Genomic DNA, 13,734 nt, shown 5'->3' with positions numbered 1-13,734 from the left:
ATTTTAGAAGTATAATGATCGTTCTATCTTATTCTGAAAGGAGCGTATCACTTCTTATGAGCAGCAAAAAGGAAATGCTGTTGAACGTGGCTGAGGAATTATTCTACCTGCACGGCTTTCATTCTATCGGCTTGAAGCGAATCATCACAGATGCCGGGATTGCCATCATGACGTTATATAATCACTTCAACTCCAAGGATGATCTCATTGTTGAAGTACTTCGGCGGCGCGAACAGCGCTATCTGGAACAGTTGCGGCAGTATGCCGACAACAAAGCGCAACCCGTATTCCTCAATCTGGCGGAAGGACATGCACGCTGGTTGATGGAGCATGAGTCGAGAGGATGCTTGTTTTTGCGTGCCAAGGAGGAATTTGGCGGAGATCCAGACAACGTCATTGTACAAACTGTCAACGCACATAAGAAACATGTGATGACCTTGATTAAAAATCTTGATCCTGCCGCAAGTGACCGTGCAGTGTTTCAATTTAACCTGTTGCTGGAGGGTTCTACTGCACTCGCTGAGACAGAAAATGTAAATATCGTCTGCCGGGAACTCATTGACATGACGCAGAATAGTTTCAAGTAGTCCCACACCGGGTGAGTTAGTAGTTCAACTCACTTTTTTATTTCAAAGAAAATATAATGATCGTTCTATCTAAAAGGCGGTGGATTTGATGAAAAAAATTATTTTCCCAGGGATTGCCCTTATCGCTGTATGTTATGCATTCGGGAGATTCAGCTATGGGCTGTTTATGCCGGAAATCTCGGAAGCACTCCAACTGGACGATGCCCAATCCGGAGCAATCAATTCCGCAACCTACATTGCGTACTGTCTGTCTCTACTTAGTGCCCCACTGTTAATTAATCGCATTGGGCACTATCATGTCATTCAAATAGCGGGCGTTAGTGCTGTGCTTGGTTTATTGGGCATAGCCTTGTCTCCAAACGCGTTTGTTCTCACACTAGGTGTATTTCTTGCCGGATTAAGTACAGGCTTGGCCTCTCCTGCATTGGGTAACACCGTCTACGCTGAGCTTGCACCTGAGCAGCAAGCCAGGGGGAATAGCTGGATTAACACAGGTACCAGCTTTGGCATTATCGTATCCGGTCCGATCTACTGGCTGTTCACCGAGTATTGGCGTTTTACCTACATCTTCTTTGCTGTTCTGGGTGTTGTAGTAGTGTTATGGAATAGACGTGTTCTTTCCCCACGCAAAACAGAGCCTTGTACCAAGTCCCTCTGGGCATGCATGAAGCCGACCAGACCCGGTGTGGCTCTGCTCATGGCTTCCCTTCTGACAGGTATCAGTTCTGCGATCTATTGGACCTTTGCCCGAAACTTCCTCACCGACGAAAAAGGGGCCTCTGATTCGGAAGCCGTACTGTTCTGGATTGTGATGGGGATTATGGGGATTCTCGGCGGGTGTGCTGGTCGGATTATTGAACGCATCGGAATTGGATGGTCCTATCGGATAGGCCTTCTGCTCTTGTCTGTTTCACTTGGCGTTATCCTTCTTCCATCGATGGCCGCCAGCCTGGTCTCAGCTGTTATGTTTGGCAGTACCTATATATTTCTGACCAGTGTATTCATCGTGTGGGCGACCAGGTTATTTCGTCCAAATACGTCCATCGGAATCAGCCTTGCTTTTCTCGCGCTCGGTGCGGGGCAGTTCATTGGATCATCGATAGCGGGGTACACCATTGAGATGTTCTCCAACACGACAGCATTTCTGGCCTTTGCTGTGCTGGGTCTGTTCGGATTACTTATTCGGGTGAAATAGCCAGACCCTTATCCTACAAACAAGCAAACCAACAGACTATACATCCGCTGCGCATCTGAAACCAATATGCCCAGTAGATGTATCAGGCGTGTTGGGGATTCTGGCCGCCACTCTATAGCGATTGCAGTAGGAACGGTGGCATAGGTAGGAACCGCCTTTTAACACCTTGCGGTCTTCATGAGGAGATAATTCCGTGGCAGCATCCGCAGCCTTCTCGTGATCCGTAACGTAGTTGTCTGCGCACCACTCCCATACATTGCCTGACATATTATAAAGTCCGTATGCATTGGGAGGAAACGATTGAGATGGAGCGGTGCCTGCATAACCGTCGGCTGCATTATTTTTCGTTGGAAATACCCCCTGCCAAATGTTGCAATAGTGCTGTCCATCCGGCCTTAACGTATCGCCCCAAGGATATTTTTTCTGAATTAGGCCACCCCGGGCTGCATATTCCCATTCGGTTTCTGTAGGCAGACGTTTACCCGCCCAGCGGCAATAGGCATTGGCATCATTCCATGAGATATGAAGAACGGGATGATCAGAGCGATCTTTTATATTAGAATCGGGTCCTTCAGGATGAGCCCAGTCTGTGCCTTCAACAACCCACCACCAGGGTGTCTGTTGTACCACGGTTCGAACTTGAGTCGCCGTTTGCGGAGAAACGAACAGATGAAAAACAAAAGACCAGCCAAACCGCTCCGCCTCAGTCCTATACCCCGTCTTACGAACAAACTGTGCAAATTCCGCATTGGTTACCGTACAGGCATCCAGATAAAAGGAGTTCACCTGAACTTCTCTGACGGGGCCTTCTCCATCCGCTGCAAAAGCTTCAGGGTCATTCGTGCCCATCAGGAAACGTCCACCTTCAATACGAATGCTTTCTTTCTTCTCTGCTCTATTGGTTAGAGCTATTGTGAAGTCAGCTGAATAACTGGTATGACTTGATGGCTTGTCCTCAACAGCCTCTACCGATGCAGCCGTTTCTTCTGGCAGACTCTTTTCCTCGAGCTTGCCGCTCCGACTTGCAGCGCAGCAGCAGGAAGAAGGTTTCTTTGGCAGCCGATCATGCATCTCAAGCATCCCCTTCTATGGTTAGGTTTAAGACTCGTTCTCCCTATTGTACACGGCAGGGCGAATATTCGGATACGGTGGTGTTGTCATTCCTGTTCCTACTTTTTTGAAAAGTTCATTCATCTGAATTTCTTCATCCGTTTCGCATATCAATCAAGGTGACTATATGGTCCGATGATGCCCTCGTTCCACACCTGTACTTCGATATAACGCTCCGGTCCGAGATCACCCTGTTGATTCCATTCTTGAGGCCATCCATAGGAATGAATAATGTCCAGAATTTCATCTTTGGTGTACACCTGCTTACGGTAGGGTTTATCATCCATATAACGCATCGTTGGAAACAAATCACCGTAGGTAAAACTTACGGAATCAGCAGGCAGATCCTTCCATGAGATCATGACCCAATCCGGTTCGGTATACCATGATTCCAACCACGCGCATGCACCCAGGGTCAAGTAATGAGGATAATGGTTGCTCGGTTTCCCACCTTTGGTGATAAACTGCTCGTACGCTTTCCGCTCAAGTTCTCTGCGAATCATCATGTAATCTGCTGATCGCTGACTGGCAAAATTCCGGCCTTCCTGCCGGATATGCTGCGCAACGGCTTCTGCATCCTGCTCGGACAGACTGGAGAGATTGCGGAATGGTCCAACACTTTTTTCAAAATAATGATACGCGTTCAGGTCTGTCATATGGCACCACCTTCATGTACATCTCTTCGTCCCCTGTTTCGTTAGTCATAGTGTACATCATGCCAACATGTATGGAAATAACTGTAGTAAACCATTTCCTCTGGTGCACTATGCCATTTCAATTACAGTACCATCTTCGGATCGCTGCTTCGCTACTCCAGAATGATTCAGCACCTCTCTATCCAATAAGTGATAAACTAATGAAAAGGCATTTATCTTCAACAGGCTTAAAAGGAGGTTGTGTGTATGTTAGGCATTAAAGTACAGCAAGTAGAGAATAAACTCATCATCCGTTGGCAGCTTTCCAAAGTAGAAATTCCCATCTCAGATATTAAAGCATTTACCCTTGATGATACATATGGTGGAAGTGAGCCTTCAGCCATTCGAATCGGCGCAGCGTATGGCGCTTCCGAAACAATCCTGATCCGTACAACCAATCAATCCTACATCTTGTTTACTTCCAATGAGGCATTGTATCCAAAAATCAGTGCCATGCTATCCAATAATTCAGGTGAGCGGAATGCGTCAAACTTGCAACGTGCTAACGAATCTAGCGCACCTTAAAGGTCCGATTCTCAAGGCAGGCCAAATTAACGCGAACAAGAGGCGTCCACCGTCATGTTCATGACTTATGGAACAGCCCCCTTTTTTTCACGTCGGTAGAAGTTCAGATAATACCCCTATCTCCAACTCCACTTCGGTAATTGATCCAGCGTAATGACTTCTTCACTATTATATACTTCCTTCAAATACGCCACGGTATTATGATTGCCACCCTTTAGGAATTCCCCTGTCCAGGTACAGAACCAGCTCCAATGTACACCTTGCTCTTTCATCTGCTTTGGATCAGGAATGGAGCCATTCTCGGCTAAAGCAATGATTTTGCTGTCATTCACTAATTCACGCAGATTTTCATAACGCTTAGCTAATGGGCTGTGATCCCCTGCTTCTGGATACACATCCACACTCACAATGTCCACCACATCGTCACCCGGATACCAATCCGGCTTTTCCGAGTTCCACACCCAGATCAGATTACCCAGCTCATACGTGTTGACCAATTGATCATACATTAGGCGGTATAACTTTTTGGCAGGTTCAGGTCCTTGGGCTCCCCACCAGAACCAGCCTCCTTCCGCTTCATGAAGCGGCCGGAATAACACAGGCACCCCAGCCTCCTTGAGTTCTTGCAGATGTACTGCAATTGCATCGATATCCCGGATCAATAAGGTATACTCTTGCGATTCAGGATGAGCCAATGCTGGATCGAGATCGTAGGTGGTGGCATCCGTATAGAAACCGCGCCACCATTCTTTGCCTGGTTCATCTATCAGATGAGTAGGTGCATTCCAGTGCCAACACAATGTCACAATTCCGCCTTGCTGATGCCATGCAATCGCATCCCGAATCTCCTGAGAGATCGCGCCGCGTTCTGTCCTTGATGGAGAATAATCCATGAGATCGAATCCAATTACCGCCGGCTTGCGGCCTGTATTCTCATTAATCCAGTTCAGATTGCCGTAATCCTGCTGACCGGACAGTACCCCTTTTCCATAACGCTCCGCCAAGTACTTCATCAGTTCTCTAGCCTCGGAAGTCGCATCTTTATTCACTAAATTACTGCTTATCTTTTGTTCCGTCATTGATAATCCCCCATTCCAAGGTAGGATACATAGAGACCCAAATATCAAAAACACCCGAATTACGCATCCTACACGACTACGCCAAGCCCGGTTAACCAACTACACCTGAACGTTCAATACTTTCCACGAAATAGCGCTGTACAAATAAATACAAAATAATGAGCGGTGCAATCGCCAGCAGAATTCCTGTATCCACGATCATGGCAACATAATTGGGGTCTGCCTTCATGCCCGAGTTCGAGCCAAAACCCATCAATTGGGGAATTAACTGGTTCGCCTGGGCAGGCAATGAAGCCACCTTCAGCGAGATAAGCGGGCTTTCACTCATGAATAGCGCGGAATAGAATGTATCGTTGTACTGCCAGACAAACGAGAACAGAATGACTGTGATCAGCGGTGAAATGGCGTTCGGCAGCATAATTCGAGCAAATGTCCGAAATCCGCCTGCTCCATCAATCAACGCAGCTTCTTCAATTTCCTTGGGCATGCCCTTGAAGAACTGGCGGAAAATATAAATGAACAGCCCCGCCTTCAGCCCACCAGCCGTAGCCGCAGTAATCATCGACGGCCAGTATGTATTCAGCAGGTTGATCCCTTCTCGCCCCGTGAACAGCCGAATCATGCCGAGAAAATCAAAGTTGCGGAAATGCAGATACATCGGCACCATCAGGGTGCTTGTCGGTACTAAAATAGTGAGGATGACTAATACAAACAGCACATTGCTGCCGGGAAAAGAAAAGCGGGCGAAGCCGTACCCGGCTAACGCACAGGATATCGCTGTGAGCAGCGTTGTAATCGTGACGAACAACAACGTATTCGCCAGCAAAGGTAAATAATCCATCACCTGCGCCGCAAGCTTGATATTATCCAGCGTAAAATGCTGGGGAATCATATAGATGGTCGGATTATAGATATCCTGTTTATCTTTGAACGCAACCGAGATTTTAAGAAACAATGGATACAAAATAATAAATGAAATACCAATAATCAATGCATATCTGAAGATGGAATACAGGAGGTCCGATGTCTTGTTTCGTACCCTCTGCATGCGGTAGTTCTCTTTCGGAACCACCACCATGCGATCCGTTCCCGACACAGCCATAGTCTCATGCCTCCTTCAACGTTCGTTAGCTTTCAGTTGTAATGAACCCGTCGTGACAGTACCCATCCCACAACAACCAATACCAGACCGATGACCAGCGTATACAGCCAGGACATGGCTGAACTCAGGCCGAAGTTCTGGGTTTTAAATGCCGTCTGGTAGATGGCCTCCGTCACCGGGCTGCCTGCAAAGGAATCAATAATCGTATAGATGACATTCGTCAGGATCAATGGACTCACCATCGGAAACGTAATTTTCCAGAAGGATTCATAGGCCGTTGCACCTTCAATTTTGGCCACTTCATACATCGAGCCGGGTACCGATTGCAGCGCAGCGAGGAAGATCAGAATCTGTACGCCAGAGCTGCTGACAATATCGTAAATGCGCATGATGGCTTCAACGATGTAATCGACATATGCCATTGGCAGCCCCACATCATTCAGCATTCGCACGATTGAAACGACGTTGAACGAAGCTCCCCCCTCCGCCGACGTATCCACTGCACTGATGTCTCCCATCAGATTGATCAGACCTGCGGACTCGGCCGCCGCCACAGCACTGGAGGCCAGAATGACCGGCAGGAAGAAGATCGCACGTGCCATCGTTCTGCCCTTGAATTTCTGGTTAAGCAGTGTCGCCGTAAATAAACTGAAGAATAGAATCATCGGCACATTCAGCAGCATCGCTCCGACCGAATCCACCAAGATCCGGTTAAATGTTGCATCGACCAGGATGGCATCTTTGAAATTTTTCAAACCGACAAAATCCAGTACATAGCCTCCTGGGGCAACCGACAGATTGCTGAAACTGAACCGGATCGATTGCAGCAGCGGCGTAGCGAACAAGAAGATGAAACCAATCAACCAGGGCGAAATAAACGCAAGGCCAAGCAGCGCTCTCCGTGATTTCAAGGATAAACGAAGGGTTCTCATCGGTTCACTCCTTCCACTGCATAGTCCGCCCCGCCAACGGTAATTCCATCAATCGTTACCGGATCAGCCGTGTAATTCACCAAAATCGTTGCATCGCCACTATATGTGACACGCACCACGCCATCCTGAACTCGTTCATGCTCGGTTATTGGCTGGTTCCGCAAATGACCTAATACCTCATTCGCTTCCTTGTATAAGGCTGCTGCGTCATCTACCCAATAGGCAAAGTCAGTGGCATAAGCCGAATCATAACTGGTCAGCTTCAGCTTGGACGATGGTTCATACGTCCATTGAAACTGCGGAGCTGATCCCAGCTCCAGACTGCGGAGCAGCTGTTTGCGCAGATCCTGATCCCCTGACGTATTCATTGCGGAAGCAGCGTAGTCCATATATCCATGAATGACCATCTCATAAAAAGGAACTTCCTCATCGGTAATGTTGAACCGACTGGAGCCTGAGGGAGCATTAACAATATGCTGCGTATATCCCCACGCATACGCATTAGCGGATGATAACATCATGTTTGGATATTCCTGCTGCAGCTTGCCCAGCTGCTCCTTCACGATGTTCTTCGCGGTCTCCCGGTGGATGACACGACTATCCCGATAATCCGAGCTCAATACCTGCCCGAGATCACGCAGCGATAATGCGCTGAGTTCCAATTTGTTGATTTTCCCGGCAAACTCGCTCACCACATACGGCAGCTTGGCGGCCGACAACAGATAATAACTGTCTTTGCTCTGATCCATCCGGTTGAGGGCAGGACTGTATGGATACAGTTCAGCTGTCTCCTTGGTGACAAATCGCGCTGCATCTGAGGAAGGGGCAAAGTTCCAATCGTCGTGATAAATACGCTGAAACGCCACATCAGGGAATAACGCTCCACCGGACTGCTTCAGTTGTTCAGACAGATCATGCAACTCGGAACGACTGCCCACTTCACTGTCCAGCTTGACCTGGGTCGGTGTATGGTGACTGAAACCTCCGCCAAACCATCCCTGATACCGCATCTGCACGCGGTTCACACCTTCCTGCTGCAGCCTCGCAGCCATTTCAGCCGCTTGTTCATATGTCGTCATAGCCAATGTGGTCCGATAAGGTACACCCAGGAATGAAGCTTTTTTGTCCACTGCACCTAACACATCCACGTAAAAAGGCAAGGCTGATTCGTCCTCCAGCGGTTTCAGTACGTTCTGCCCAACCAATTGCTGCTGATACAAACGGGCCATACCGGAATAGCTGGCATCCTTACCATTAAGGAAATGGTATCGCACCTGAATATCCCCGCGGAATGGTTCCTCGCTTAGTAGCTGAATCTCCTGCATCTTTTGCGAGGTATACATCTCCAACTCATCCTCACCCCGCAGGGAGAACGTGCCGTAGACGTGGTTATAGCTATTTTGCCTGCCTCCAATGTCCGCAGAGATACTGGCCATGCCATCCCCTTTTTCAATCACGGCAAACCAGGCATGTTCACCGTTCTTCAAACCAAAGACAGGCATATGCACAGATTCACTAACCTGCGGGCGACTGAGTGAATTGTCATTCGGATCTGCACCGTACACACGCTGTACGTACTGCTCCTCATTGACCTTTCCGTTATTCAGATGGATCAGACTGCCTGAACCGTCAGGTACAAACATATAACCTTCACCTTTCGTATCGGCGGCACCAAAGTAAGCGAGCAGATCGATATTACGAATACGGTATTGACCGCTCTCTTTCACCTGACTTAGCGGCACGGTTACAACCAGCGAACCTTGATCCAGCCGATATTCCACCGGAATGACGAAGCTTGGTTTATCCGATGTGCCCCCGCCTTCGACTCCATTCTCCTCATTGTCAAAAGCAAGATCTTCAGCGGTGTAACCCGCCGTCTCAAAGGCATCCAGCATCTTGTTCAGTACAAGCTGCTTTGATATCTGTCCATCCAACCGTTCCAGCACATCCGGATTGTTCTTGGTTGGATAGTAGCGGGCAGATGTATATCTTGCGACTGTGGCATCCAGTTTCGAAAGGACCTTCTCCTCCAGACGCTGTTTGCTGATCAGTTTGGGCAGAGCATCAATGCCTAGCGAGGTATCCCCAAGCGTGTATGTAACACGAATGCCCTGATCCACATTGGCAGCTGCGAACTGTTTGTTGCTGATGCTGGAGCTAAAGTTCGGAAAGTTCTCCAGTGTACCGATCGCATCCCGAAATGACACGTTCAGCTGGGAGGACAACACTTCCTTTTCATAAGCAGAAGCCAGGCCATCCTGATTACGTTCGTTCGGATTGCTGTACCAGATCTGTCCACTCGCTCCATCACGAACGGCAATTTCCGTCGTCTCCTCGTTGTAATAAAGAGCCAGGCCCTGATCCTCGGCGACCAGTTGCATACCCGGCACCCCCTGCGAGAAATCGGTAAGGAATTGCAATGATTCCGTCTCGGTTGGCATAGCCTCTGTTGTTGCTTCAAGATAAGTCGTTGCCTCCACGGCTGGAACTCCCCTGTTATTGATATACAGCAGTCCGGCTGTAAGCAGGATCACAGCAACACCACTGGCCAGCACCGTATATATTCGTTGCCTTTTGTTCACGGATGCCGCCTCCTTTAGGTCCGAAAAATCAACTCGCGGTAGATGTTGTAACCGAATTCATATAACTGCTGCAACATGCTGAACACCAATGCTCCGAGGAACACGATTATGCCCATGACAATTAACGTCAGCAGCATCGTCAGGATCGTTTTGATCACGGTGTACTGGTGTACCGTCATCGTGCCAATGAAGAGCAGCAGCACGAACCAGAAGAACGCGATGCTATTAAACAAATAATAAAACGCCGTCTCTTCCTGTACCATAAACCGGCTGATGATAATCATCGGGACATAGATCAAAATAATCGGAATAAGTGAGTATCCTGTTGCCAGAAAAATCTCCTTGAACTTCCCTTCACCTTCCATCAGGGTGGTTACAGCCCAATTGGCTATGCACCAAAGAAAGAACGGCACTGCAACCGTTGCGATCTCTCCTATGCTGTTGATTGTACGAGGATCGATGTAATTCACTAGAAACCCGGCGTATTGTTTTTGCAAAATCATCAGGATAATGGTAAGCGCCAGTGCTCCAAAAGCAACGGTCAACCTGCCCCGCTGATCCGACTTGATATCCCAGAATGCATCAATGGGGTGAAAAATGAGATGCAGCGGAAACTTAATGTAATCCTGCTTCACGGTCAATCTGCCTCCTCCGTCTCCATTTAACCGCCACTCGGACCAGGATCAGAATGAAAATCAGTGCGATGGCAAGCGTCAGAAAGGTGCCGAAATGTTCCTTCATCATCTCTCGCCGATATCTTTTGAACGCGACAGAATAACTTTTGCGATCCATACCCAGTTCGAAATAACCCAGAGCTTCCTCGTTTTTCTTCTCCATCAGCAAGGATTTTCCGATACCGATATAGGCGATATCATAGTTGGCGTTCAACTTCAGCACTTCTTTCCAAATATGAACAGCCTCCGTATCCTCACCCTGATAATGAAGGGCAACCGCCTCATTCACGCTGGCTCCAAACCGTGTTGGCTCATAGATAACCAGATTGCTTTTCCCCCGATCCAGTACCAATTGATGATCCCCGGATTGTTCCATGGCGACTGGTGTTTTGAGCGTTCCCACCTGATTTCCTTTGCCTCCATATACGTAGAGCAGATGACCTTCATCATCGTAAGTAAACACCCGGTTCTGCGTCGCATCCAGCACACTGTACATACCGTTGCCCAGTACCTTCACATCAATCAGTTTGGACGGACCCGGGTTATTGCGGAATCTGATATCTCCTTTGACTTCAAAATAACCAAATCTCTTCAGCACATCCTCGCCGGATGGATTGAGACGTTTAATCGGTTCGCTGGAACCCGGGTCGATATTGGTCGCATATACGAACCCTTTGGTGTCGATATCGACATTGGAAAACTCGGTCGGTACAAACAAAACCATCTGCGCCCGCTGGGCTTTGGTTGAGAGCATCCGCCAAATGTATTCGCCGTAGTCGCGTTCCACCTTGTTCGTACCAACGTAACCAATGAACTGGCCGCGCTCGTCAAACTGCATAATTCCTTCGTAAACACCCTGAGCCACCACATACACGCGGCCTACCCGGTCCACAGTCAATTTCAGCGGTTGGAACTGAAAATTGGTCGCGAGGATATCGGACTCCGGCTTCGTAATCGTATGGACCAGCTGACCTTCCGCATCCAGGACAACTACACGGCTGTTCCCCGTATCAGCGATGTATACTCGATCCTCTTCATCCACGAATAATCCACCTGGCGTATTAAAACTCTCCTTGCTGCCGTCCATCATAAATCCTTCGATCACCCGCAGCAGCTTATAATCCGCGTCCAGGACAACAATTCGGCTGTTGCCACTGTCCAAAATATAAATCTGCCCGGAGGGAGAAACGTTTACATCACCGGGGTCTTTGAATTCGCCAATGCCCAGGTCACTGCCCGAGATGGTTTGCTTGGGCAGATAGGCATCCGGTGAAGGAACGGCCTCTTTCCAGTAGTTGTAGTTATAACTCTCATACGGCGCCGGGGAGGCCGCCGCAGGCACGGCATTCACCAGCAGCAGCGATACTGCCGCCAGGAGAACAAGCCATCTTTTCACTGTGCGTGCCATATCGTTCCCCCTTATTCCTTCATGCCCGAACTCGCCATCGTCTCAATGATGCGGCTCTGCGAGAAAATGAACAGCGTAATGGGCACACTCATCAAAATAAGTGCTACCGCAGCTCCTGCCCCGGCCCGGGATATCCCGCCCTGAATGATCTGACCCGCCGCATAGTGCAAGGTCTTGAGCTGTTCACTGTAGATGTATCCATTGCCATCACTGCCCCACAGCATCTGGAACAGCAGAATGATCAAGGTGAGCCAAGCTGGCTTTACATTGGGCATGACAATGGACCAGAAAATCCGGTATTCACTAGCACCGTCAATTTTGGCTGCTTCCAGCAACGCATCCGGGATCTGCTCCATGAACTGCTTCATCAGATACAGACCCAATGAATAGGCAAATGCCGGAATAATGACGGCCCAATACGTATCAATCCAACCCAGCCATGACATGATCATATAGTTGGGAATGGCCGTCACGGCAGGTGTGAACATCAGGGAAAGCACAACAACCTGGAACATGAACACTTTGCCCGGAAATTTGTGCTTGGCGAGTGGGTACGCCGCTGCCGAAGCGAGCAGTACATGGCCCACGATGCCAATGCCCGTAATAAATACCGTGTTGAATATATATCGTGAGAACGGAACCCACGAGTCACTCAGCAGATTCAGCAGATCCGTAAAGTTGCTGAACGTTGGATTTTTGACAAATAGTGTGGGTGGAAAAGTAAAAATCTCATCCAGCGGTTTGAACGCATTATTGATCGCATAGATCAGCGGCAGCACCATGAAAGCACCAAATACGAGCAGAAGGGCAAACAGGGAGATGCTTCCTGATAAAGAGCGGTTGACCCGCTTTTTGCCTGTCGCAATTGCAGCCATTGCTATTCTCCCACCCTTCGAAGCAGTTTCTGTACCAGCAGGTTGGTGCCCACCATAATCATGAACAGCACGGTTGCAATCGCCGAGGCGTATCCCATCTCAAACCGCGTTGTACCAAAGTCGATCAAATGGGTCACCACCGTCTCCGCCGCATAGTTCACACTTGGGAACCCCGCCAGCGCAATGGACACATCCGCCACCGCGAATGAGGTCGTAAGTTGAATGACCGCACCGAACATCAATTGCGGGCGCATCGAAGGCAGGGTAATATACCAGAGTTCCTGCCAGCGATTTTTGATTCCATCTACCGCACCTGCTTCATATAACGTCCGGTCTACGGTCTGCAAACCGGCGATAAACGCCAGAAAGCCTGTGCCAAGACTTAGCCACAATTGCACCAGAATGAGGATTGGCATAATGTAGGCTTCCGTTTTCAACCACTGGATTGGCTCCAGCAGAAATCCCCATTTGATCAGCAGTCCATTGGCTATACCGTAGCGATCCCCCGAGAAAATCATCAGCCAGATAAAATAGACGTTCCCCGATATGGATGGCGCATAGAAAATCAGCGTCATGAACGCTCTCCATTTGGGTGTTAATTCATTAATGATCCACGCAAATACGAAACAGGCAATATAGCTGATGGGTCCGGTAATAATGGCAAACAGCAACGTATTTTTGATAGCAATCAGAAATACGTCATCCTCCAGAAACAGCCGGGTATAGTTCTGCCAGCCAATAAAACGCGGAAACTCCAACATGTTGAAATAAGTGAAGCTGAGTATGATGGAGATGACCACCGGAATCACAGTGAACATGATGAATAGGATCATATAAGGAGCTAGCAGTACATAGGAATGTTTGCTGGCCTTCATTTCCTTGAGCTTCCAGGACCACCATGATTTCATGCCCATGCCTGGTGTTTTCTCAGGAGGACTGTTTTGTCCGTCTCGGAGTGATATTTGTGACA

At 48.6% G+C, this 13,734-nt stretch carries 14 protein-coding genes; 3 read left to right on the top strand and 11 right to left on the bottom strand.

The genetic code is table 11. The features are described 5' to 3' along the window. The first annotated feature begins 56 nt into the window (after positions 1-56). Complete coding sequence (locus BLS14_RS24095; protein WP_090954392.1) at positions 57-587, top strand: TetR/AcrR family transcriptional regulator; 531 nt, start codon at positions 57-59, stop codon at positions 585-587. Between the two features lie 88 nt (positions 588-675). Next, on the top strand, positions 676-1,782 hold the full coding sequence (locus BLS14_RS24090; protein WP_063564151.1) for an MFS transporter: 1,107 nt from the start codon (positions 676-678) through the stop codon (positions 1,780-1,782). A gap of 36 nt (positions 1,783-1,818) precedes the next feature. On the opposite strand, the gene BLS14_RS24085 is transcribed toward BLS14_RS24090, so the two are convergent. Genes BLS14_RS24085 through BLS14_RS24080 form a run of 3 tightly spaced genes read right to left on the bottom strand, consistent with a single transcriptional unit; the run spans position 1,819 to position 3,548 of the window. After that, positions 1,819-2,853: a formylglycine-generating enzyme family protein gene (locus tag BLS14_RS24085; RefSeq protein WP_090954390.1), complete on the bottom strand. Its 1,035-nt coding sequence runs from the start codon at positions 2,851-2,853 to the stop codon at positions 1,819-1,821. 27 nt (positions 2,854-2,880) lie between these two features. After that, positions 2,881-3,006 (bottom strand): hypothetical protein, encoded by a 126-nt coding sequence (locus BLS14_RS33285; RefSeq protein WP_256336657.1) that lies wholly within the window; start codon positions 3,004-3,006, stop codon positions 2,881-2,883. Then, positions 3,003-3,548: a hypothetical protein gene (locus tag BLS14_RS24080; RefSeq protein WP_090954388.1), complete on the bottom strand. Its 546-nt coding sequence runs from the start codon at positions 3,546-3,548 to the stop codon at positions 3,003-3,005. The genes BLS14_RS33285 and BLS14_RS24080 overlap by 4 nt, the downstream gene beginning before the upstream one ends. A gap of 246 nt (positions 3,549-3,794) precedes the next feature. On the opposite strand from BLS14_RS24080, the gene BLS14_RS24075 reads away from it, so the two are divergent. Further along, positions 3,795-4,112, top strand: coding sequence for a SunI/YnzG family protein (locus BLS14_RS24075; protein ID WP_090954386.1), 318 nt, complete (start codon positions 3,795-3,797; stop codon positions 4,110-4,112). Between the two features lie 116 nt (positions 4,113-4,228). On the opposite strand, the gene BLS14_RS24070 is transcribed toward BLS14_RS24075, so the two are convergent. The 8 genes from BLS14_RS24070 to BLS14_RS24035 all read right to left on the bottom strand — a co-directional run bounded on the left by BLS14_RS24070 (position 4,229) and on the right by BLS14_RS24035 (position 13,678). After that, positions 4,229-5,191: a glycosyl hydrolase gene (locus BLS14_RS24070; protein WP_090954385.1), complete on the bottom strand. Its 963-nt coding sequence runs from the start codon at positions 5,189-5,191 to the stop codon at positions 4,229-4,231. A gap of 91 nt (positions 5,192-5,282) precedes the next feature. Beyond that, the gene (locus BLS14_RS24065) at positions 5,283-6,293 is read right to left on the bottom strand and encodes a carbohydrate ABC transporter permease (protein ID WP_079696486.1); all 1,011 of its coding nucleotides are present in this window, start codon (positions 6,291-6,293) and stop codon (positions 5,283-5,285) included. A gap of 32 nt (positions 6,294-6,325) precedes the next feature. After that, a complete protein-coding gene (locus tag BLS14_RS24060) occupies positions 6,326-7,225 on the bottom strand; it encodes a carbohydrate ABC transporter permease (protein ID WP_090954384.1) in 900 nt (299 codons plus the stop codon). Beyond that, positions 7,222-9,807 carry a DUF5696 domain-containing protein gene (locus tag BLS14_RS24055; protein WP_090954382.1) on the bottom strand — a complete coding sequence of 862 codons (2,586 nt, stop codon included), beginning with the start codon at positions 9,805-9,807 and terminating at the stop codon, positions 7,222-7,224. The genes BLS14_RS24060 and BLS14_RS24055 overlap by 4 nt, the downstream gene beginning before the upstream one ends. Before the next feature lie 14 nt (positions 9,808-9,821). Next, positions 9,822-10,442, bottom strand: coding sequence for a Yip1 family protein (locus BLS14_RS24050; RefSeq protein ID WP_090954380.1), 621 nt, complete (start codon positions 10,440-10,442; stop codon positions 9,822-9,824). Then, positions 10,423-11,889 carry an NHL repeat-containing protein gene (locus BLS14_RS24045; protein WP_090954378.1) on the bottom strand — a complete coding sequence of 489 codons (1,467 nt, stop codon included), beginning with the start codon at positions 11,887-11,889 and terminating at the stop codon, positions 10,423-10,425. Before BLS14_RS24045 ends, BLS14_RS24050 begins: the two co-directional genes overlap by 20 nt. 11 nt (positions 11,890-11,900) lie before the next feature. Then, positions 11,901-12,764: a carbohydrate ABC transporter permease gene (locus tag BLS14_RS24040; RefSeq protein ID WP_064639582.1), complete on the bottom strand. Its 864-nt coding sequence runs from the start codon at positions 12,762-12,764 to the stop codon at positions 11,901-11,903. Between the two features lie 2 nt (positions 12,765-12,766). Continuing rightward, positions 12,767-13,678, bottom strand: coding sequence for a carbohydrate ABC transporter permease (locus BLS14_RS24035; protein ID WP_064641001.1), 912 nt, complete (start codon positions 13,676-13,678; stop codon positions 12,767-12,769). Positions 13,679-13,734 lie beyond the last annotated feature (56 nt).

Source organism: Paenibacillus sp. OK060 (genome assembly GCF_900101205.1).
GTDB lineage: Bacteria > Bacillota > Bacilli > Paenibacillales > Paenibacillaceae > Paenibacillus > Paenibacillus marchantiae.
This window is presented reverse-complemented; position numbering and strand designations above follow the sequence as displayed.

Bases quoted from the DNA above. Each gene is read 5' to 3' on its own strand.
- BLS14_RS24075 (WP_090954386.1), top strand. From the start codon at position 3,795: ATGTTAGGCATTAAAGTACAGCAAGTAGAGAATAAACTCATCATCCGT.
- BLS14_RS24040 (WP_064639582.1), bottom strand. From the start codon at position 12,764: ATGGCTGCAATTGCGACAGGCAAAAAGCGGGTCAACCGCTCTTTATCA.
- BLS14_RS24085 (WP_090954390.1), bottom strand. From the start codon at position 2,853: ATGCATGATCGGCTGCCAAAGAAACCTTCTTCCTGCTGCTGCGCTGCA.
- BLS14_RS24060 (WP_090954384.1), bottom strand. From the start codon at position 7,225: ATGAGAACCCTTCGTTTATCCTTGAAATCACGGAGAGCGCTGCTTGGC.
- BLS14_RS24080 (WP_090954388.1), bottom strand. From the start codon at position 3,548: ATGACAGACCTGAACGCGTATCATTATTTTGAAAAAAGTGTTGGACCA.
- BLS14_RS24035 (WP_064641001.1), bottom strand. From the start codon at position 13,678: ATGGGCATGAAATCATGGTGGTCCTGGAAGCTCAAGGAAATGAAGGCC.
- BLS14_RS24045 (WP_090954378.1), bottom strand. From the start codon at position 11,889: ATGGCACGCACAGTGAAAAGATGGCTTGTTCTCCTGGCGGCAGTATCG.
- BLS14_RS24065 (WP_079696486.1), bottom strand. From the start codon at position 6,293: ATGGCTGTGTCGGGAACGGATCGCATGGTGGTGGTTCCGAAAGAGAAC.
- BLS14_RS24095 (WP_090954392.1), top strand. From the start codon at position 57: ATGAGCAGCAAAAAGGAAATGCTGTTGAACGTGGCTGAGGAATTATTC.
- BLS14_RS24070 (WP_090954385.1), bottom strand. From the start codon at position 5,191: ATGACGGAACAAAAGATAAGCAGTAATTTAGTGAATAAAGATGCGACT.
- BLS14_RS24090 (WP_063564151.1), top strand. From the start codon at position 676: ATGAAAAAAATTATTTTCCCAGGGATTGCCCTTATCGCTGTATGTTAT.